Source organism: Anabaena azotica SJ-1, assembly GCF_047275885.1.
GTDB classification, from domain to species: domain Bacteria; phylum Cyanobacteriota; class Cyanobacteriia; order Cyanobacteriales; family Nostocaceae; genus Trichormus_B; species Trichormus_B azotica_A.
This window is the reverse complement of the sequence record NZ_CP178454.1, coordinates 3,453,113-3,474,141: the sequence shown is the minus strand read 5'-3', so window position 1 is coordinate 3,474,141 and position 21,029 is coordinate 3,453,113. Positions and strand designations below refer to the sequence as shown.

Sequence of the window (21,029 nt, the reverse complement as noted above, 5' to 3'; positions counted from 1 at the left end):
TCTTACCTATTCCCAATTACGCCGATTTGCACTCCAAGTCAGCTGTTTTTGAGCTATTGTAAATTTTATAACTACTACTGTAGCTGAGTTTAATTTCTTCTAAAGCCATACGAAAGTCGTCTCTACTACGAAAACCTTCTAAGCGTTGTCGGACTATACCTTTTTCAATCAACAGTAAAGTTGGTAGAGACTTAAGTCTATAAGTCGTAGATAGTTTGAAGTTTTGATCGGCGTTAACCCCCACAAGTTTTATGTCATCGCTACATTGACTTTGAAATTGCAGCAATAATGGGTGGATGATCTTACACAAGCCACACCAAGGAGCTTCAAAATTAACTAAAACTGGAATCGGAGATTCTAAAACTTCTTGAGTAAATGTCCGTTCACTTACCGACAACACCATGACGCCTCTTGAATTATAAGGTTTTTATATCAAAGTAACTACCAGTAGCAGGGATTGGCAAGTGATTCTATGATGATTTGGTTGACAAAAAAGCCAGCGCGATAAAATTCACGGTGGCTTTTTTTATGTTCAACTCCTGATCGCGGTTTCCTGCTTTTCAAAGCCTAGTCGTTTTTAGACTTTGATGAATGCTTGATCAGGAGTATGGGAGCAATCATCTTCATCTAAAAATGCTCGCCATATTTAGCATTTTCTCCCTGCTACTTTTGTTTACGGAATGCTACGTGAGCAGTAATGTCTAAATGTGAATATCATGATGGCAGTGTGTGCTATCTGGTCTACAGGATGAAACGACATATCTAGCTGCCTACTAGAGATTCCACTCTTTTTTGGGCGTGGTTGCCTAAATAAAGAGGATTGGTTGTTGTCACATTTAGTGAAACAACTTATCAGTATAAAACAGGAGTCAGCATTAAACTTAAAATATTTCTCCCATCAAGGGCGAAGTATTAAACCTTACTCAGATTAGTAGATTTCTTCCACAAGTGGCGAGTTATTTACCATTGCTGATAGTGGTTAGCTAATAGCTTTATCAAAGTGGCTGCACAGGTTTTCCCTGATTTACTGGATATTCTAGACCAGAAGTGTGATCTGAGTCAATATTTAGCAAAAGCTGGTAATTAGCAAGAGATTACTTACTGTTAATTAACTTTTACTTGATAGCTATTCTAATCTATTCTACATCAATTTGGGGCTGATTGAACAGCAGGAATTTGATGAAATTAGTATGTTGAGTTTATTTTGGGGATCACTTAAAACTACCATGCTATCCTACTCGTTCCTACGATTAACAGAGGGTGAGACCACCAAAGCAGGAATATAAAAATGGCAACTCCCAAGTAAGCCGGACGGAGAAATTCATGCCCTTGGAGAGATTGACGACCATCCAGAATTGCCAGAAAGGGAATTATTGAAGTTCGCTGTTTGACTGCGGTAAATGCTTCACCATAGCGGTTGCTCAAACGGCGATCGCCATGCCAAACTCCAAATAAGTGGTGTAAGACCAAACCTATGGATGTAACAAGAGTAAAGGTAGTACCTAACCAGAGGGTATGGGCAAGACACCAAATCACTTGTCCTACCATTTGCGGATGGCGGGTAATGCGAATAATTCCCGTCTCATAAAGATGGACTTGGGGCTTTTGAATAGCCGCAATTTCTAGTAGATTGAAAGTAGCAGGATACAAAAATAAAAACGAAATCGCTGATAATACCCAAACTACTGCTTTTACTCCCGGTATGCCTTGCACTTGCCAAAGTTGCAAACCATCATAACGGTGGTTAAAAAAGTAAGTGATTAATATCACTGCTAAGGGTAAGCTAACTAATGCAAACAAAATGCGATATAGCCTTGGTCCGATGTGTGTTTCTGCCCAAGGACGCAAAGCAGCGCCTCCGCTGTGGGCGATCGCAAAAGCTAATTGTAATCCCAGCATCACAAAATGACTGGTGGTGAACCAAGGATTCGGCATCATAGACACAACTCAATTCCAGATTAAAAATTTAAAATTCTCAATGAAAGAAGCTACTATTGGTAAGCATCTTGACCTTTAACAGATTATACACAAGAGGATTTTAGTCAAGATGTTGTGGTAATGTCTTTTTCGTATCAAGCCTTCAAATGTAACAATGTCATAAATCATGCCTAGCTACAAAGCTATCCACCCTGATTTATTGCCAAATCCGCTCCTTTCAAAGTTTGTGGGTTGAGCCTTATGTCTGACCTTCCTTTCACTTTAGATCAGTTACGCATTCTCAAAGCGATCGCTCAAGAAGGGAGCTTCAAACGCGCCGCTGATAGTCTTTACGTCTCTCAACCAGCAGTCAGTTTACAGGTTCAAAACCTAGAACGCCAGCTGGATGTCCCCTTATTCGACAGGGGAGGACGACGCGCTCAATTAACCGAAGCAGGGCATCTACTCCTGAGCTACGGTGAAAAAATTCTCAGTCTGTGTCAAGAAACTTGCCGTGCGATCGAGGATTTACAAAATCTTCAAGGCGGTACTTTAATTGTCGGAGCTTCTCAAACTACGGGTACTTATCTTTTGCCGCGCATGATTGGGATGTTCCGCCAAAAATATCCCGATGTGGCTGTACAACTCCACGTCCACTCTACCCGTCGTACCGCTTGGAGTGTGGCTAATGGACAAGTTGATCTAGCAATTATCGGTGGTGAGATACCCGGTGAACTGACAGAATCTTTGGAAATTGTTCCTTATGCTGAAGACGAACTGGCGCTAATTTTGCCTACATTCCATCCCTTTACCAAATTAGATACCATTCAAAAAGACGACCTATATAAGCTGCAATTTATTGCTCTCGATTCCCAATCTACTATCCGCAAAGTCATTGATCAGGTACTAGCACGCTGTGAAATTGATACCAGGCGGTTTAAATTTGAAATGGAACTAAATTCCATTGAAGCAATTAAAAATGCAGTGCAGTCTGGTTTAGGGGCTGCTTTTGTCTCTACTTCTGCGATCGCTAAAGAATTACAAATGGGTGTGTTACACCGTACTCCCATTGAAGGTGTAGTTGTCAAGCGAACTCTGTGGCTGATTTTTAATCCCAATCGTTATCGTTCCAAAGCAGCAGAAGCTTTTAGTCAGGAAATTTTACCTCAGTTTGCTACCCCTGGATGGGATGGCGATACGTTAAAATTATCACAAAAGAATCTAGTGGTAACTGCATTGGATACATTAACGCCCAACCTAGCTGACGCAGAATAAACATTTTGTCAGTAGTCAGTAGTCAGTAATCAAAAGTATAGTAGGTGACAGGTGACAGGTGACAGAGTTAAAAGTCTGTTTTTGTATAGTTTTTATCGTCAATTCGTGAACTACCGCCTTGTTTGTTGCTATATATAGCTGACTAATGACTAATGACTGATGACAAATAACTAACATGGAAGTTTACTGTACCCGTCCACGCTGCCCACGTCCAAAAAACCATTTTGCGGATTTAGATGATATTACAACCCTAAGAACTACTCAGCAAAAATTCTGCACTAGTTGCGGTATGCCGTTGTTATTAGATGGTCGCTATGTACCCACTAAACTTTTGGGAAGAGGCGGCTTTGGGGCTGCATTTTTGGCAAGCGATCGCCGGATTCCCGGTATGCGACAATGTGTAGTTAAGCAATTCCAACCCGCAGGCAATTTAACATCAACGCAACTACAACTGGCACAACAACTGTTTGAAAGAGAAGCAGAAGTTTTATCTCAGATAGGTAATGAACATGAGCAAATTCCTGATTTATTTGCTTTTTTCCCTGTAGCTGTCCAAAGTTTACAACCAGGACAACAAGAGCAATTTTTTTATCTAGTCCAAGAATATATTGATGGGCAAAATCTAGAAGAAGAATTAGTTCAAGAAGGCAAATTTTCGGAAATAGGGATCATCCAAATACTTACAGAAATTCTCCCAGTTCTCACTTTTATCCACGACAAAGGCATTATCCACAGAGATATTAAACCCTCCAATATTATGCGCCGTCGGGATGGTAGACTATTTCTCTTGGATTTTGGCGCTGTTAAACAAGTGACTAATGCCCCTGGTGGTTCTACTGCTTCTACAGGAATTTATTCTCTGGGATTTGCACCACCGGAACAAATGTCTGGAAATCAAGTGTTTCCATCTACAGATTTATACGCTTTAGCTGTCACCCTCATTACCTTACTCACAGGTCAAGAAGCAAATAAACTATTTGATGCCTACAATAATCAGTGGCAATGGCGCACACAAGCCACTGTCAACGATAGACTAGCGGATATTTTAGACAAAATGCTGCTACCTGCTGCCAATCAACGCTTTCAGTCAGCCGCAGAAGTTCTAGAAGCTTTGTCTCCACCACCTCCCACAATTCTTCCCACAGCTTTACCACAGCCGCAAATACAACCAATACCACAGCCACAACCACAACCACCACAACCAATACCAGTAAAATCAGCTTTTGCTACATGGGAATTACTAGCTGGGGCGGCTTTTAGTGGGTTTGAAGGGGCATTAATAGCGATCGCACTTTTTAGTTTAGTTAAAAACCCCATTATTACTTTCGCTATTGCTGTTGTAATTCTGAGTGGTTTGATTTTTGCTCAAACTAGACGCTGGTTGGAAAAATTTGATTTATTAATTATCCCCGGAATTACTTTTGCAATTATATTTTTTATGCCATTTTTACGAGGAGGGATTGTTATTCAGCAAGTAATTATTTTAGCAGTTGCTTCCGCCTTAATTGCCATTGCAGTGACAACATTATTTCGTCTGATTTATAAATTAATATCTTCAATAATTTAGAAAAGCTAATGGTTGAAAACGTATGTTACAAAAAGAAGTCAAAGTATTAATTTTTTCTTTATTATTAACAACTGGCATACTGGGAATCGGGTTATGGTTATTTTTGCCTAAAATTACTGGTATTCCAAATATTAAATCACCAGATAATAATGGATTAAATAACAACAATCAATCAATTACCGAACGCATTAGTTTTGGAGAAAAAATATTCAGTCCTGGTGATATTTCTCTAGCTAAAAAAGATGCTATTAAAGCTATTGCTGCTAAAAATTATGAGCCAGCGATTGCCAATTTCACAGCCGCTCTCAAACTTAAACCAAATGATCCCGAATCTCTGATATATCTGAATAATGCTCGTATCGGCTTGACAAAAAGCTATAGCATTGTCGCATCTGTACCTATTGGTACTGACCCAAATGCAGCATTAGAAATTTTACGGGGTATTGCTCAAGCCCAAAATGAAATTAATACTACTGGTAAAATTAACGGAATTCCCTTAAAAGTAGGCATAGCTAACGACGATGATAATCCAGAAATATCTCCACAAATCGCAGCTAACCTAGTCAAAAATCCAGAGGTGCTAGGTGTCGTTTGCTGTACTACTAGCGATTCCACCTTAGCCGCAGGTACTGTTTACAATTCTGGAAAACTTGTCACCATTTCCCCTACTAGCACTTCTGTAAAAATTACCAACTTTAGCCCCTACATTTTTCGCACTGTTCCCAGTGATTTCATGGCTGCTAGAAGCTTAGTCAACTACATGATCAAAACTTCGCAAAAGAAAAAAGCAGCAGTGTTTTTCAATTCTCAAAGCGGCTATAGTCAGTCACTCAAATCGGAGTTTGTTTCATCTATTTTACTGGAGGGTGGAGAAGTAACTGCTGAATTTGATTTAGCCCAAGCAAATTTCAGTGCGTCTCAAAGTGTAGAACAGGCACTTGGTCAAAATGCAGAAGTTTTAATGTTAGCGGCTAACACCGAAACTTTAGACAAAGCATTGCAAGTAGTTCAGGTAAATCAAAAACGTCTGACATTACTCGCAGGAGATGATGTTTACACACTGAAAACTTTGGAAATTGGGAGAGAACAAGCTGTAGGAATGATAGTAGCTGTTCCTTGGCACATTGATGGTGATTCCAAGTCAGATTTTCCCAAAAAATCTCGACAGTTATGGGGCGCTGATGTGAGTTGGCGTACTGCCTTGTCCTATGATGCCACACGAGCCTTGATTGCGGCATTAGAAACCGATCCCAGCCGTGCTGGAGTCCAAAAAGCCCTGTTATCACCTAAATTTTCTTCCACAGGTGCTGCTGGGGAAATTCGCTTTTTACCAACAGGCGATCGCAATACCTCAGTCCAACTGGTAAAAATTGTTCCCGGTAATCGCTCTCGTGCTGGATATGATTTTGAGCCGATCCCTAAAAATTGAAAAATTCAACAAAAAAGGAGTCAGGAGTCAGGAGTCAGGAGTCAGAATTGAATTCTGTAGCTTGCTTCCCACACGGGATTCTGAATTTTGAGTTCTTATTTAAACTAAGACAATTAAACCGATAAAATCATGGAAAAACCCGCTAATCCTCAGTATCCAATTCATCCATTGCTGCAACACCGTTGGAGTCCTTTAGCATTTTCTAACAAACCCATTGCCACAGAAACAATTTGTAGTTTATTAGAAGCGGCTCGTTGGACAGCATCTTGTTACAATGAGCAACCTTGGCATTTCATAGTGGCGACTGTGGAGAATCCAGAAGAATTTAATAAGTTGCTAAGTTGTTTAGTTGAAGCAAATCAAATCTGGGCGAAAAATGCTCCTGTTTTGATGATTGCAGTAGCCAAGCTTAATTTTGAGAAAAATGGCAATCCTAACCGTCATGCTTTGTATGATGTGGGGGCAGCAGTTTGTAGTCTCACCATTCAGGCTACCTCCTTGGGGTTATTTGTCCACCAAATGGGCGGATTTGACGCTACCAAGGCACGAGAAGTATACAACATTCCAGAGGGATATGAGCCAATAACGGCGATCGCCATTGGTTATCCAGGCGACCCCCAAACCTTACCAGAACAATACCAACAACGGGAATTTGCACCACGTCAACGCCAACCCCAAGAGGCATTTGTATTTACAGGTAATTGGGGAAACAATTAAATACTGACCGCTGACCGCTGCTATATTGCCATCCAACTGTGGATTAATTCACTATGTCTCAAAAAAACGAAACGCTGGTTCTGACAATATCTCTGTTAACAACAATTTTATTGATAGCTGGTGGTTTTTGGTGGTTTAGCAGCAAATCAAATGTTGACCTAAATAAAGTTATTAACTCCCAGTCAAATAATTCTAGTTCCAGTAATCAAAACCAACCACAGAACACATCCGCGCAACCTCAAGGTACCACCTTCACTGCTGTCAAGAATGTCCCCACCGGATTATTTAACTATGGAGGCAGTACATCTTGGGCTCCCATTCGACTGGCAATTGATCCCGCAATTCAAGCAGCAAGACCAGAGTTTCGGCTACGTTATGTACAACCGAGTAATGCGGCTCCAGGCTCTGGTACTGGGATACAGTCATTAATTGATGGTCAACTAACTTTTGTCCATTCCTCCCGACCAATTTTAGACCAAGAGTTAAGCCGCGCCCAGCAGCGTGGGTTTAAACTCAATCAAATTCCTGTAGCCATTGATGGACTAGCAATAGCTGTTAACCCCAACCTGAATATCCCAGGATTAACAATAGACCAACTTAAATCAATCTACACAGGCAAGATCAATAATTGGAACCAAGTCGGTGGCCCCAATTTGCCGATCAAGCCGTTTTCTCGTCGTCTCAATGATGGCGGCACAGTAGAACTTTTTGTCCAAGACATTTTGGGTGGTCAAGCTTTCAGCCCCCAAGTAGAGTTTATCTCCACGACCACCCAAGCCTTAAAAAAATTGGCTGATAGTCCTGGTGGAATCTATTACGCATCTGCCCCAGAGGTTGTTCCTCAATGTTCGATTAAACCCTTACCCTTGGGACGAATGCCAGGACAATACATTGCTCCCTATCAAGAACCATTTATTCTCCCTAATGAATGTCCTGATAAACGGAATCAATTGAACATTAAGGCGTTTCAATCAGGAAAATACCCGATTACCCGCAATCTGTTTGTGGTGGTCAAACAGAATGGTCAAACTGAAGAGCAAGCTGGTGTTGCTTATGCTAACTTACTGCTAACAGAGCAGGGACAGGAACTAATTACCCAAACTGGGTTTGTTAAAATCCGCTGACTCCTGCTAGTTATGGCTTCTAAAATAGCAAGTACCAAGTTAATACGCTTTTAAAGTGGCTTCTGAATTGCGCTTTAGTTGGTTCTGTTAATTGACTCTGCTGGCAAGCAGATCAAATTATCCCCTTGGGTGAGGATTAGTCCACGTTGGCGCAATTTACCCATTAAACGGGTAACTGTGACACGAGTTGAACCAATGGCGCTACCAATTTGGGCATGAGTAAGAGGGAAGGGCAAGCAATAGCCACGAATTACATCAGGATCGGTTTCGCTCATTGCTGGCTCTCCATATTCCTCAATCAGCAAGGTGAGGAATCCTAGTAGTCTGTCAATTGTGCGTCGTTGTCCCAATGCACTAAGCCATAACAGCTTGCGTTGGTGTTGATATCTAAAGGCATCCATTACTTCACGACGGAAGTGAGGCCAGTTATCTAAATCATGCCAATACATCCATAAAACCGCAGTTTGGTCAACGTGGGCATAAGACTGGAGAGTGAATGGTGACTGAGCCACAATTTCAAAAGGTTGTCCTGCTCCCACAAAACCTAAGAAGGCTTCTTCTGGGGTTCTATTGATGCGTCGAGATGTTAATTGGCTGGCAGTGGCACTAACTTGGGCTGTTCCTACCATACGGATTGCACCCCTTTGGACTAAATAGAGCAAGCCAGGTCTGGCGGGAATGCGCTCATCTTTGCTGAAGGTGCGGCAGCGGTAGTGTTCTTGAGCCCAATCAAGAATTCGTTGCCAAGTTAGAAAAGGCCGTGATGCTTCGGAAAAGGAGGATTGAGATTGCATAGGTAACAAAGAGCGTTCGGCTGAAGACAAAGACTAAATAAAAAGGTGCAAGGAGTGTCTTTGTGTTAACAGGGTAGGCTTAACGCCTAACAGCGTCAGCTATCCAAAGAGTACAAAGCAGTTTTTGCTATCTACTCTTTTGTTATACTTCTTACTGTACAATGAGGGTAGTAAAGTTTACTCACTAAACATCAATTATTCATGAAATTTTATCCTACTCTCATATTTCTTTACCTAGATTAAACTTCTATCTAAAGGTGGATGGAACAGGATAAAATGGTGATAATCACAAAAGTTCCCCAAATAGCTACGTGCATTATTGGCTACTTTTTAAGAAGTATACCTCAAATAAACAATTAGTATATCTCCAGTTTTTGAATTTTCTAAGTGTTTATACTAAGGATGAAGCAATTCTAAGCATAGGGAAGGGAAAAATTCCTCTATATCAAGACACAGATGCTGAAAAAGTTTTATATATTTCCAGTCTAGGTCAGCAACTTTCAGCATCTAAAAATTTAGATGTAACAGCAATTATCAGGGAACTTGCTGCTTATTTATCAGCAAATTGTAGCGAAATTTTTACTGTGCAAATAGTTCCTCCTGATTGGATTCATATAAAACTAACTGATCTGACTTTAGCGTGGTGGTTAAATAATCTGACCGTCGATAGTTCAAGGCTAGAGATGATGAAAGGGGAGATAGGAAGATGGGGAGATGGAGAGAATAATATATTACTTTCTGCCCGTTGCTCCTTGTCCCCTGACTCTTCTTTCCTGAGAAATAACAAGAAATCATTCTTTACAATCCAATATGCTCACGCACGCTGCTGTTCGTTATTACGATTAGCTCATCAAGAAGAATTAATTCAACTGACAAATAATGATGCTAATGTTCAGTGTTTTCTGTCCGCACAGGCTATACCCTGGTTAAATTCTGATCAAACACTCCGTTTCTATCAATTAGAGGAGATTCGACTTCTTCATCAGTTAGTAAAAATGGTGGATGATTTGGTCGTTTCTGATGTTAGTAGCTCGGTTAATTGGGAAAAGGCGGCATTGAAATTAAGCCAAGCTTTTGAAAGCTTTTGGTGTCACTGCCGAATTTGGGGTGAGGTGAAAATTAAGTCTTTGGAGTTAGCACAAGCCAGACTGGGATTGTTAATAGCTACACAGTTGGTGTTGAGGACTGTATTAGAAACGAAATTAGGTGTGTTTGCACCTGTTGAGTTGTAAATAATCTCTGGTTTTTCCTGAAGGAAGCTCTATTTCCTAGTGAGCATCCCAATTTTGCAAAAATGTAGAATAAGTATCTGAAAACTCTCTTCTTTCTTCTTACCTATGCCTTCGGCACGCTACGCGAACGTGTCCTTCGCTTCTATCCCTAACGGGACGCTCCGCGAACGTGGTTCGTTCATTTCATGTCTTGACCTCAAGCAAAAAATAAACTTACACATTTAGGATGCTCCCATTTCCTATGACCAAAAAACGAGATGCAAGCCCCTGGCTTTAGACATGAGGATAAGTCGGTAAATCCAAAATATAAAATCCTATTGACGCGATGAATCTACTAGGCTATATTAACTGGTGTGTGAGGAGCGAACCAGCAAGGACACCGAGACGAAACACGGCCAGTCGTCGGTGTCCTTTCTGATGTTTAGAGCAAAAATTTTTCAATTGCGATCGCAACTCCATCATTTTCTACACTCGGAGCTACCCAATCAGATATAGCTTGTACTGATTCTGGGGCGCTACCCATAGCTATACCAGTACCTGCATACTCCAGCATTTCTACATCATTGAAGTTATCACCAATAGTCATGACGTTATTACTGTCTAATCCCAGCAATTCTTCTGCTAGATAACGGACAGCACTTCCTTTGTTCACAACAGGATTCGTTGCTTCCAAGAAGGTAGCAACAGAAGTTGTCATATATAATTCTGCTGGTGTGTATTGAAGACGTAAATTACTCAAAAGTGTTTGAATTAAATTCGCGTCATCACACAAAGCTAAAACCTTTGTGGGTTCCTTACTTAAGATTTGACGTAAATCACCAACAGCTATGGGAGTAACACCGCAGCGTTGGGCATAATTTTCTGTTTCCGTGGTGATTTCCCGCACATAAAGCTGGTCATTGATGTAAAAATGGATAGACAGTAGAGAAAGTAATTCAGGTTGTTCAAAATAGTCTAGTAATTGCTGGGCAATTTCCCTGGAAACAGCCAAATGACGATGAATCTTTTGGTTACTTGGGTCTTGAATCCAAGCCCCTTGATAGGCTACCAATGGTAGAGTAGAATTAATTTCTTGATGGAATCGCAAAGCTGAACAATACATTCTACCCGTGGCTATGGCAACTTGAATGCCCCTGGCTTGTGCTGCATGAATGGCTTGCTTGACAGTTTCACTTACTTGATTGTCATGTCCTGCGATCGTACCATCTATATCTAAAACTAATAGCTTGATATCATTTGCAACAGCAGATGCTTTATGCATAAGTTCCCTAGAATCAAAGTCCCAGTAAAAGATTAACAGTCTGTGGCACAGAATAGAGAGTATTTTAGGTAGAAAATATTTTCCCTAAAAATAGCAATTTATCGCATCCTGGTAGATACGATAAAAAATAACTAAATATATTCACACCGTAGACTGTTCAATCCTAAAAAATTGGATTAGAGGGTAACAAATCTCTCAATTACAGAAATCTATGACTTTGAGATGTTGAATCGGCTTTTTTTTGTTTGTGACAACAAACCAAAACCAGCAATTAGACCAAATCCCAGTAAAGTCGAGGGTTCAGGTACTTGAGTCGAAGTGGGAGCATTGTAGTTATATGTAACTTTAAGTTGTCCTTTCGCAAGTGTACCAATTTGAGAAATAATGTTACCCGATCCTGTGACACTTGATTGAGCTATGGCCGACAGTAAAAAGTCTACATTGCCAGAACCAATAAATGCTTGTAGGTTATTGGTTAAAGTCCGAGTAGCAACTTCTTCATCTAGAATGTTATCAAGATTGCTCCCAGAAGTGCCGCTAAAATCAATTACATTGTCAAAAGCCGTTGCATTGTAGGATTTAGAATTACTGGGTGTGATGGAAAATAAGTTTGTACCGTCCTGAGTTAAATTGAGTATTGCACCAATATTTGCTGTGATTGCAGATGGAGAAGCATCCAAGCTTTCAAATCTGGCACTTCCATTGATGTAACCAACAATATCCAAGGTGACACTATTCAATGTTCCCAGAGAAGCATCGAATTTCTGCAAACTCAGTGTTTTAGTGAAATTGGTTAAAGAAAAATCTCCAGAAGAAGCAGTATAGCTAATAGAAGCTGCATTAGCAGTTCCAGCAGTTGCCACAATTCCAGCTAAGGTGCCAACAGCTGCTAAAGTAGTGAAAAATTTAGAGTTCATGGATAGATTGCTGTGTAAAAAAAATTGCTGTTACTAACTAAATATCTAACCTAAATATTACGTTTGCTGCTTTAGTAAATATACGTAATTAATTCTAAATTTTTGATGTTGATGATTCTTATAGATATTAAAATATTACTTAGGTATATCCAATATATTCCAACATCCATAGCCATCCTATTTGATTATTGATAGCTTGTTTGGCGTAGCCATACAAAAATACGTACACCTAAATATTCTAAAACCCTTTCACCTCTTGCCTCTTACCTGCTGCTTACGCCAAGCTGCGCTATCATAAACCAAACCGGACTCCTATATTTTATTTAAGTAATATCTACATCAGAAAAAATACTAGCTATCATAAGGTAATGTCTCAAAATTCTGTTAGCCATTTGACTCCTCACTCTACCATTACAAATAATCCTACGTTTATTCTCGTAGATGGACATTCTCTAGCTTTTCGTTCCTACTTTGCTTTTGCTAAAGGTAAAAACGGAGGACTAAGGACAAAAGCTGGTATTCCTACTAGTGTTTGTTTTGGCTTTATTAAGTGCTTATTAGAGGTAATGACCACTCAACAGCCGCAAGCAATAGCTGTAGCTTTTGATTTAGGATTGCCAACTTTTCGTCATGAAGCTGATGATACTTATAAAGCGGATCGTTTAGAAACACCAGAAGATTTTATTCCCGATTTAGAAAATCTGAATGAGTTATTGAGAGGTTTAAACTTACCGATTTTTACAGCACCAGGTTATGAAGCAGATGATGTTTTGGGAACTCTAGCACAAAAAGCATCTGCGGCTGGTTATCGGGTCAAGATTCTTTCTGGTGATCGGGATTTATTTCAACTTATTGATGCAGATAAGGGTATTACAGTTTTAAATTTTAGTCCAGAAGCATTGAAGCGTTCTGCAAATAGTATCAGTGAATTTCAAGCAGAACAAGTTAAAGAAAAAATAGGCGTATTACCTACACAAATTGTTGATTTTAAAGCTCTTTGTGGTGATAAATCAGATAATATTCCTGGAGTTAGAGGAATAGGGGAAAAAACAGCAGTAAAACTGCTAAATATTTATAATTCCCTTGATGAAATCTATGCAAAATTAGACGAAATTACAGGTTCAACACAGGAAAAATTGATTGCAGGTAAAGAAGATGCTTTACATTCTCGCTATTTAGCACAGATAGTTGTGGATGTACCTTTAGAAGTTAATTTAGAGGATTGTCAATTAACAGGTTTTGAAACTGAACAGTTAATTCCCATCTTAGAAAAATTAGAATTTAAGAAATTTTTAGACCAAATCAACGAACTACAACAAAAATTCGGTGGGCAGGTTCTAGAAACAAAAGTAGAAGAAATCAATACCACTCAAGAAGAAGATGATTTATGGTTCTTTAGTGCAGAAGATACAGCTAATACAGAAAAAAGACCAGATTCATCAATTCAGATACGTATTATTAACACTGAAGATAAATTACAAGAATTAATTGCTATTCTGGAAAACTGCACCAACCCAGAAAAACCTGTTGCTTGGGATACAGAAACCACCGCATTAGAACCAAGAGATGCAGCTTTAGTAGGAATTGGCTGTTGTTGGGGAACGGGATCTAATGAAGTTGCTTATATTCCTGTTGGGCATAAAATAGGGCATAATTTGCAATTAGATTTAGTAGTATCAGCATTACGTCCAATTTTGGAAAATGCTAATTATCCCAAAACTTTTCAAAATGCCAAATTTGATAGATTAATTTTTAAATGTCAGGGAATTGATTTAGCAGGGGTAGTATTTGATCCCATGTTAGCAAGTTATTTAATCAATCCCGATACTACCCATAATTTAAGTGATTTATCTTTAAGACATTTGGGATTACAACTAACTGAATATAATGATATTGTTACCAAAACAGGTAGAAAAGAACCCCCAAAAACTATTGCTGATATTGGAATTGATACAGTAGCATATTATTGTGGTACTCAAGTTTATGCCACATTTCAATTAGTTGATAAATTGCGTGGTGAGTTGAACAAAACACCAGATTTAGCTAAATTATTGGTGGAAGTAGAGCAACCGCTAGAAGCAGTGTTAGCGGAAATGGAATATACAGGGGTGAGAATTAATTCTAGTTATCTGCAAGAATTATCTCAGCAATTGGAATCTGAATTAGCTAAATTAGAAATACAAGCAACTGAGATTGCTGGTGAGAAATTCAATTTAGGTTCTCCCAAGCAATTGAGTTATATTTTGTTTGATAAACTCGGTTTAAGTACCAAATATTCCCGCAAAATTCAAACTGGTTATTCTACAGATGCTGCGACTTTAGAAAAACTCCAAGAAGTTGATAATACTGGCTTTGTTGATGCAATTATTGAATATCGGACTTTATCAAAATTAAAATCTACTTATGTAGATGCGTTACCAGCGTTGGTTCATCCCCAAAGTCAAAGGTTACATACTGATTTTAACCAAACTGCAACTTCTACAGGGAGGTTATCTTCTTCTAATCCGAATTTGCAAAATATTCCTATTCGTACTGCTTTTAGTAGACAAATTAGAAAAGCGTTTTTACCAGAATCTGGATGGTTGATGGTAGCTGCTGATTATTCTCAAATTGAGTTAAGAATTTTGGCGCATTTGAGTCAAGAACCTGTGCTGGTAAAAGCATATCAACAAAATGAAGATATTCACACTGTCACAGCTAAATTGGTATTTGAAAAAGGTGAAGTGACATCAGAAGAAAGACGTTTTGCCAAAACAATTAATTTTGGTGTTATTTATGGTATGGGTTCGCTGAAGTTTGCACGTTCTACAGGTGTAGATAAAGCAAATGCTAATGAATTTATTAAGCGATTTAATGAACGATATCCCCAAGTATTTGCATATTTGGAAAAAGTAAAAAAAGAAGCTATTTCTCAAGGATATGTAGAAACTATTTTGGGAAGAAGGCGTTATTTGGATTTTACTAGTAAAAGCTTAAAGGAGTTAAAAGGCAGAAATTTAGAAGATATTGATTTGAGTAAGTTAAAGAATTTGGGTGCTTATGATGCGGGGTTACTTCGTTCTGCTGCAAATGCACCAATTCAAGGTTCGAGTGCGGATATTATTAAAATCGCCATGGTGCAATTACATGAAGTTTTGAAGAAATATCAAGCGCGGTTGTTGTTGCAAGTTCACGATGAATTAGTGTTTGAAGTTCCTCCTCAAGAATGGGAAGAATTGCAATTACAAATTAAGTCAGTGATGGAAAATGCTGTGAGTTTAAGTGTACCTTTAGTGGTGGATGTGCGTGCGGGTGATAATTGGATGGAGACGAAGTAATAGAGCAGAGTATGTAAGAAAATGAAAATAACAATAAAAAATACATATTGTTAAGAAAATTATAATAAATTACCCTCAACTGAGATGATGGATGTAGGTGAGCAAGTAGCAATTAAAGAAGCAGTTTGTTAATCTATCATTTTTGAATTTTTTTTCACACAAATAGTTTTTTTAACATCAACTGGCTACTATATCACCCCTAGACTTGTTTGTTGAAAATAATTGGGGTGTATATGAAAACAAATCTTTCTTCACCATTGTATTGCCAAATCAGGTTTGAAACAGAAAGTAATGCGACTAGGCAATACTTACAGGCAATGGAACGTTTATTATTAGTAGTTCAAGACCTTTCCCTTGCCCGTAGTTTAGAAAGAATTATGGAAATTGTGCGGGTAGCTGCACGGGATTTGACAGGGTCAGATGGAGCAAGTTTTGTACTTAGGGACAACGGTTGCTGTTACTATGCTGATGAGGATGCGATCGCTCCACTTTGGAAAGGTCAAAGATTTCCTATGAATATTTGTATTGGTGGTTGGGCGATGTTTAACCGTCAACCCGCGATTATTGAAGATGTAAGTGTTGATGAGCGCGTTCCCCATGTTGCCTATAAACCTACATTTATCAAAAGTATGGTGATGGCTCCTATTCGCATTCAAGAACCTATAGGGGCTATTGGCACTTACTGGGCAACTCATCATGAACCTACTTTGGAAGAAGTAAAGGTGTTGCAAGCATTGGCAGATGTTACATCTGTAGCAATGGAAAATGTAGAAGTTTATTCAGAGTTAGAACAGCGAGTCAAAGACCGGACTATTGCTTTAGAAAAAGAAATTGAAGAACGAAAAGCCGCAGAAGCAGAAGTACGCCGTCTTTCTTTAACTGACGAACTGACAGGTTTATACAATCGACGAGGTTTTTTTGTACTTGCAGAACAACAGTTAAAATTAGCCGAACGCTCTCAAATTCCTACCTGTTTAATGTTTATTGATTTAGATGGACTCAAACAAATCAATGATCAATTAGGTCATGAAATGGGTGATGCTGCTATTGTGGCTTCTGCAAACTTAATTAAACAAACTTTTCGTAGTTCTGATACTTTGGGTAGATTGGGTGGTGATGAATTTGTGGTGTTACTGCAAGGTAAAGACCCCAGTTTAGAGGTGATGATCGCGCGACTACAATCTTCTATTGATGAGTATAATAAGTCTGAAAATAAGCCATTTAATGTGTCAATGAGTATAGGGGTAGTGAATTATGATTATAGTCAACCAATGTCTTTAGATCATTTAATTACTTTGGCAGATGAATTGATGTACCAACAAAAACGAGCTAGAAAAAAGAACGAGGGTGATAAAATTGTCAGAATTCAGGCATTGGAAACCCAGTCAAAGAACCAGGTACAGAATTGAATTTGGTTTATTAACATACCTTTAGTTGCAATCAGGAACAGAAATTCAAATGTATGTGATGAAATAGCTAAATATGCCTATCTACGGTGCTGATCTGATTGATTTTGAAGGTGTAAATGGGGAAAGATACTGGTTTCATGAACCTTATGCTTTCACTGGTGTAGCTGATATTGATGAAAGGCTAAGTGGTTTTCCTGTAGCGGTGTTTCTTCCTAGTCATCGACCTGTAAAGGATACACCTCTAATCATTGGTTTACAAGGGATGTGTGCGCCCTATCGCTGGAATAATTTTATTATCCCGACGTTAACACAGATGGGTATTGCTGTGGCTTTATTTGATACTCCATTCGCGGGGGAAAGAAGTTTGGTAAGAACATTTACGGCGATGGTAGAAAATGAAATTAAGCCTTTAGTTGATCGGGGTATTCCATTTAATACAGAACTTTTATCAAAAATATTTCAGCAGACTGCGGTAGATATTACAAGAATTCAACAATTTTGTTGTGAAAGATATGGTCTTAGTGACCGTTTGGGGTTGTTTGGTGTGAGTATGGGGGTTTTATTTAGTTCTTATACTTTTACTGCTCATGGAATTGGAGAAAGATTATTAGGTACAATTGGTCATGCTGACCTTACAACTTTTGCTAATAGTTGGGGACGAGGAATTTTAACAGATTTAGCTGCTTCACCTGTGGGAACTTTAGCAGAAATGATTTTAGGAAAAATGCAACCACAATTAAAGCCTGTGGTGCAGATGCTGAAATTAGCTAATAATTTGAAATATCCTGATAAATATGCTCAATTTTGCAACCCGATGACTTATGTTGAGCAAGTGCAGTTACCGCGACGGGTGAGATTTTTGGTAGGTGCGAATGACCCAATTGTTAATGTTAAAAATGCTCAAGCTTGCGCTCAATCTTTTCCTGATGGTGATTGTTATGTGGTTCCAGGATTAGGTCATGGAAATAGGCAATTTGGTCCGACATTTGTTGATCATGCGCGTTATTTTTTGAGTACGCAGCTAGGGGATTGGTAGAAAATTTACAATTTAGGAGTCAGGAGTCAGGAGTCAGGTCAGGAGTCAGGAGTCAGGAGTCAGGAGTCAGGAGTCAGGAGTCAGGAGTCAGGTCAGGAGTCAGATTTTAAACTACCAATTACCAATTACCAATTACCCATTACCAATCACCAATCACCAATTATTTACCCTAATCAACTGACCATCTCCTGTTCCTCGCGCCATAATTGATATAAACGATTTGCAGGAATGGTCAAATACAAAATATCATCTGCGCTCAAATTAGTGTCCAACAAATCCCAACCATGTAAAGTTTGATGATTTGTTTCTACATACAAAGGGACAAAATCGGCATATCTGGCTACATCTTTCACCCACTGACCACAAAAAGGATGATTAGGAGTAATCAAAGTTGCAAAAGCAACCCATAGATTATCGGCAATAATGCCATTACCAATAATTCTACCTCCCAGGGCGGCGGCTGCAAAAGCTGGTGCTGCTAATTCTGCTGGACTTAATACAGCTTCAAAATCAAATACCTGTTGTGCCATGCCTGCAAAATCAGGGTCAGCATAATGAACAATAACAGAAATTTTTGGTGTTAAACCTTTGGCTTTGAGGGCAATTTCTAAGTTAGTAGCATCGTTATTAGTAACTGCTAAAACTGCGGCTGCGGTATCTATATTACTTGTTTGTAGAGTTGTGCGGAAACTTGCATCTGCAAGAATGACAGGAATACTCATTCCTCTAGCAGTGTTGACAAATCTATTATTAGGATCAGTTTCAATTACTACTACTTCATGTCCACTTGTGTGTAGTTGCTGAATTATTCTAATACCAATACCACTTAAACCACAGACAATATAATGATTACGTTGAGGAATTCTGGCAGCATCCCAAAATTGTTTCAGACGAGTTCCTAAAACAAAATCGGTAAGCATAGCATACCAAATACCAAAGACTACTGCTCCGGCCAACATCATGAAAACTGTAAATAATTTAATGCTGTTGGGTGCGTTTTCTACTACTTTGTCATTACCACCAGCACCTGTGATCATGCCAACAGCAAAATATAAAGCATCAACGAATGAGATGTTTAATTTGGTAGAGACATAAGTAAATGTAGCGATTAAAATAATTACTAATACTGCCATTGCCATGACAATGACTGACCTTGCGTGTTTCTGAAATTGCTGGATACTGGTGAAAATTTTGAAGAGTTTTCTTCCCCATGATTTGCGTGTGTGATTAATGCGGGGTTGAGTACCAATAATTAAGCGATCGCCTAATTTTAAGCGTTGTTCTGCTAATACGGCTGCTACTAGATTCATCTTCCCAAATACGGGGAGATAATAAATCAACATCCGCGATTTATCTTCCCACAAATCACTGATTTTTTTACCTCTCCAAGGATGATCTTCATGGATATATTCTTCCTGAATTGGCCAAGTTTGATCAAATAATTTAATTTGTCCGATTGCTTGATTTCCCAAAGCTGCAAAAGTAAATACTGGTGCTGCCAAACCAACAACACTCATACTTAAATGATCAATAAGTGTGTGATCTAAACGTTCACCCAAATTTGTGTTATAAAAGCGGTTAATAATCCGAATCTGAGGATTCAGAACTCGCGCTTGCATCATAATTGACAAATTTACCGCATCATCAGAACCAGCAATTACTAAAGTATTAGCCTTTTCAATTCCTGCTGCTTGCAAGGTAGAAGCTGCACATAATTCACCAACAATTACATCCCCTGTAGCTTCTCCAGGAATGGGTTTGCGATGAATACCAACAACTAAAGCACCCTGTTGTCTCAGCAGACGAAAGATTTTATATCCGGTACGTCCTAAGCCGCAAACAATAATTCGAGGTTTCATGAAACAGCAGCATAATTTACAGACAAAACAGACAAAGCTGCATATCAGTTATTAATCTCTATTGTTGCCTGATTTCTGCAAATAGAACTGTAACTGAACACACGATTTGACACTCTTCGGATAAAGCCACGGAGATTTTACATTCATCCTCCAGAAACTGCCTAATACCTGTAAAATTTTAGGGTGATTTGATCAGGGGTTTGTAACATTCTTATGGCGCTTTATCTGGATTCTGCGATCGCATCGGAAGCCGAAATTGTTCAACATTGGGGTTGGGTAAAAGGCATCACCACCAATCCTACTTTGTTAGCACAGGCTGATACCCCACCCGAAAACACCTTAAAAACTTTGGTTGCTTTAACTTCTGGCCCAGTTTACTACCAACTCCTGTCCGCTGATAAAAAGAGCATGATCGCAGAAGGAAAGAAGGCTTTTGCAATTCTTGGTTCTCAAACCATCTTGAAAATTCCAGCTACACCGCTAGGGTTTGAAGTCGTAGCCACACTTTCACCGGAAATTACCTGTTCCGTCACTGGTATTTACAGTCCCGCACAAGCCGCAGTGGCCAGGGAAGCCGGCGCAAAAATTGCTATAGCTTATGTTAATCGTGCTACACGCTTGTTAGGTGATGGTATTGCTTTGGTACGAGATATGGCCAGCGTTCTTAAAGGTAGTGGTGTGGAAATATTGGCTGCTAGTATCAAATCACCTGAAGAAGCAGCCGCATCTATCCAAGGAGGTGCGGATCATCTCACTTTACCTTTAGCAATGTTGCAAGCTATAGCCACACACGAACTTTCTCATCAAACCGTTGCTGATTTCGCTGCTGGTGGTGTTGGTTTAAATATTTGAATTAGCATGATCATAACTTTGCGGAAACTGTTAGTTGATTAATAAAGGGTTAAACCCCTCATACCTAAAGTATGGATGTTGCATGGTAAGCTTAGTTGAAAGTAAGTTTTCAGCTTATAAATCAAGTGTGTTAAAAGCCACTGGAATCAAGTCCTAATGCGGATGATGGGTGTCACCCCCCATTGATTTAATCACAGTCTCTTTCCCATGCACTAAAAATTTTAACTGTTGCATTAACAGGAATCTAAGTTGTCAAATGTTAGCAATGAACAATCAAAAAATTTTAGAAAAATGCCAATTTGGCAACCATCCTCTAATGAAGC

General features: G+C 39.1%; 16 protein-coding genes. 10 read left to right on the top strand and 6 right to left on the bottom strand.

What is annotated here, in order from left to right:
• Nucleotides 1-16 precede the first annotated feature (16 nt).
• Together ACLLO5_RS15410 and ACLLO5_RS15405 are read right to left on the bottom strand one after the other, a co-directional pair.
• Nucleotides 17-403, bottom strand: a complete 387-nt coding sequence (locus ACLLO5_RS15410; RefSeq protein ID WP_413171387.1) for a thioredoxin family protein — start codon at nt 401-403, stop codon at nt 17-19.
• Nucleotides 404-1,221: 818 nt separating this feature from the next.
• Nucleotides 1,222-1,938, bottom strand: a complete 717-nt coding sequence (locus ACLLO5_RS15405) for an NnrU family protein (protein ID WP_413171386.1) — start codon at nt 1,936-1,938, stop codon at nt 1,222-1,224.
• Nucleotides 1,939-2,178: 240 nt separating this feature from the next.
• Between ACLLO5_RS15405 and ACLLO5_RS15400 the strand changes: the two genes are divergently transcribed.
• The 5 genes from ACLLO5_RS15400 to ACLLO5_RS15380 all read left to right on the top strand — a co-directional run bounded on the left by ACLLO5_RS15400 (nt 2,179) and on the right by ACLLO5_RS15380 (nt 8,029).
• Nucleotides 2,179-3,192 (top strand): LysR family transcriptional regulator, encoded by a 1,014-nt coding sequence (locus tag ACLLO5_RS15400; protein ID WP_413171385.1) that lies wholly within the window; start codon nt 2,179-2,181, stop codon nt 3,190-3,192.
• Between the two features lie 175 nt (nt 3,193-3,367).
• Complete coding sequence (locus tag ACLLO5_RS15395) at nt 3,368-4,759, top strand: protein kinase domain-containing protein (protein ID WP_413171384.1); 1,392 nt, start codon at nt 3,368-3,370, stop codon at nt 4,757-4,759.
• A gap of 22 nt (nt 4,760-4,781) precedes the next feature.
• A complete protein-coding gene (locus tag ACLLO5_RS15390; RefSeq protein WP_413171383.1) occupies nt 4,782-6,188 on the top strand; it encodes an ABC transporter substrate-binding protein in 1,407 nt (468 codons plus the stop codon).
• 129 nt (nt 6,189-6,317) lie between these two features.
• Nucleotides 6,318-6,905: a nitroreductase family protein gene (locus tag ACLLO5_RS15385; RefSeq protein WP_413171382.1), complete on the top strand. Its 588-nt coding sequence runs from the start codon at nt 6,318-6,320 to the stop codon at nt 6,903-6,905.
• Nucleotides 6,906-6,958: 53 nt separating this feature from the next.
• On the top strand, nt 6,959-8,029 hold the full coding sequence (locus tag ACLLO5_RS15380; RefSeq protein ID WP_413171381.1) for a PstS family phosphate ABC transporter substrate-binding protein: 1,071 nt from the start codon (nt 6,959-6,961) through the stop codon (nt 8,027-8,029).
• 74 nt (nt 8,030-8,103) lie between these two features.
• On the opposite strand, the gene ACLLO5_RS15375 is transcribed toward ACLLO5_RS15380, so the two are convergent.
• A complete protein-coding gene (locus ACLLO5_RS15375) occupies nt 8,104-8,823 on the bottom strand; it encodes a Crp/Fnr family transcriptional regulator (RefSeq protein WP_013189801.1) in 720 nt (239 codons plus the stop codon).
• A gap of 374 nt (nt 8,824-9,197) precedes the next feature.
• Here ACLLO5_RS15375 and ACLLO5_RS15370 point away from each other — a divergent pair, with 374 nt between their 5' ends.
• Nucleotides 9,198-10,055: a DALR anticodon-binding domain-containing protein gene (locus ACLLO5_RS15370; RefSeq protein ID WP_413171380.1), complete on the top strand. Its 858-nt coding sequence runs from the start codon at nt 9,198-9,200 to the stop codon at nt 10,053-10,055.
• A gap of 421 nt (nt 10,056-10,476) precedes the next feature.
• On the opposite strand, the gene ACLLO5_RS15365 is transcribed toward ACLLO5_RS15370, so the two are convergent.
• Nucleotides 10,477-11,316: a Cof-type HAD-IIB family hydrolase gene (locus ACLLO5_RS15365; protein WP_413171379.1), complete on the bottom strand. Its 840-nt coding sequence runs from the start codon at nt 11,314-11,316 to the stop codon at nt 10,477-10,479.
• Between the two features lie 209 nt (nt 11,317-11,525).
• Nucleotides 11,526-12,233 carry a choice-of-anchor E domain-containing protein gene (locus tag ACLLO5_RS15360; protein WP_413171378.1) on the bottom strand — a complete coding sequence of 236 codons (708 nt, stop codon included), beginning with the start codon at nt 12,231-12,233 and terminating at the stop codon, nt 11,526-11,528.
• Between the two features lie 368 nt (nt 12,234-12,601).
• Between ACLLO5_RS15360 and polA the strand changes: the two genes are divergently transcribed.
• From polA to ACLLO5_RS15345, 3 genes are all read left to right on the top strand, one after another.
• Complete coding sequence (polA, locus tag ACLLO5_RS15355; protein ID WP_413171377.1) at nt 12,602-15,550, top strand: DNA polymerase I; 2,949 nt, start codon at nt 12,602-12,604, stop codon at nt 15,548-15,550.
• A 233-nt stretch (nt 15,551-15,783) separates the two neighbouring features.
• A complete protein-coding gene (locus ACLLO5_RS15350; protein WP_413171376.1) occupies nt 15,784-16,959 on the top strand; it encodes a diguanylate cyclase in 1,176 nt (391 codons plus the stop codon).
• Between the two features lie 73 nt (nt 16,960-17,032).
• Nucleotides 17,033-17,995 (top strand): alpha/beta hydrolase, encoded by a 963-nt coding sequence (locus ACLLO5_RS15345; RefSeq protein ID WP_413171375.1) that lies wholly within the window; start codon nt 17,033-17,035, stop codon nt 17,993-17,995.
• A gap of 173 nt (nt 17,996-18,168) precedes the next feature.
• Here ACLLO5_RS15345 and ACLLO5_RS15340 read toward each other — a convergent pair whose 3' ends face one another.
• Complete coding sequence (locus ACLLO5_RS15340; protein WP_413171374.1) at nt 18,169-19,854, bottom strand: potassium channel family protein; 1,686 nt, start codon at nt 19,852-19,854, stop codon at nt 18,169-18,171.
• Nucleotides 19,855-20,067: 213 nt separating this feature from the next.
• On the opposite strand from ACLLO5_RS15340, the gene ACLLO5_RS15335 reads away from it, so the two are divergent.
• A complete protein-coding gene (locus tag ACLLO5_RS15335; RefSeq protein WP_413171373.1) occupies nt 20,068-20,706 on the top strand; it encodes a transaldolase family protein in 639 nt (212 codons plus the stop codon).
• Nucleotides 20,707-21,029: the final 323 nt, after the last annotated feature.

Coding starts and splice junctions, on each gene's coding strand:
- ACLLO5_RS15410 (WP_413171387.1), bottom strand. CDS start 403: ATGGTGTTGTCGGTAAGTGAACGGACATTTACTCAAGAAGTTTTAGAA.
- ACLLO5_RS15405 (WP_413171386.1), bottom strand. CDS start 1,938: ATGATGCCGAATCCTTGGTTCACCACCAGTCATTTTGTGATGCTGGGA.
- ACLLO5_RS15400 (WP_413171385.1), top strand. CDS start 2,179: ATGTCTGACCTTCCTTTCACTTTAGATCAGTTACGCATTCTCAAAGCG.
- ACLLO5_RS15395 (WP_413171384.1), top strand. CDS start 3,368: ATGGAAGTTTACTGTACCCGTCCACGCTGCCCACGTCCAAAAAACCAT.
- ACLLO5_RS15390 (WP_413171383.1), top strand. CDS start 4,782: ATGTTACAAAAAGAAGTCAAAGTATTAATTTTTTCTTTATTATTAACA.
- ACLLO5_RS15385 (WP_413171382.1), top strand. CDS start 6,318: ATGGAAAAACCCGCTAATCCTCAGTATCCAATTCATCCATTGCTGCAA.
- ACLLO5_RS15380 (WP_413171381.1), top strand. CDS start 6,959: ATGTCTCAAAAAAACGAAACGCTGGTTCTGACAATATCTCTGTTAACA.
- ACLLO5_RS15375 (WP_013189801.1), bottom strand. CDS start 8,823: ATGCAATCTCAATCCTCCTTTTCCGAAGCATCACGGCCTTTTCTAACT.
- ACLLO5_RS15365 (WP_413171379.1), bottom strand. CDS start 11,316: ATGCATAAAGCATCTGCTGTTGCAAATGATATCAAGCTATTAGTTTTA.
- ACLLO5_RS15360 (WP_413171378.1), bottom strand. CDS start 12,233: ATGAACTCTAAATTTTTCACTACTTTAGCAGCTGTTGGCACCTTAGCT.
- polA (WP_413171377.1), top strand. CDS start 12,602: ATGTCTCAAAATTCTGTTAGCCATTTGACTCCTCACTCTACCATTACA.
- ACLLO5_RS15350 (WP_413171376.1), top strand. CDS start 15,784: ATGAAAACAAATCTTTCTTCACCATTGTATTGCCAAATCAGGTTTGAA.
- ACLLO5_RS15345 (WP_413171375.1), top strand. CDS start 17,033: ATGCCTATCTACGGTGCTGATCTGATTGATTTTGAAGGTGTAAATGGG.
- ACLLO5_RS15340 (WP_413171374.1), bottom strand. CDS start 19,854: ATGAAACCTCGAATTATTGTTTGCGGCTTAGGACGTACCGGATATAAA.
- ACLLO5_RS15335 (WP_413171373.1), top strand. CDS start 20,068: ATGGCGCTTTATCTGGATTCTGCGATCGCATCGGAAGCCGAAATTGTT.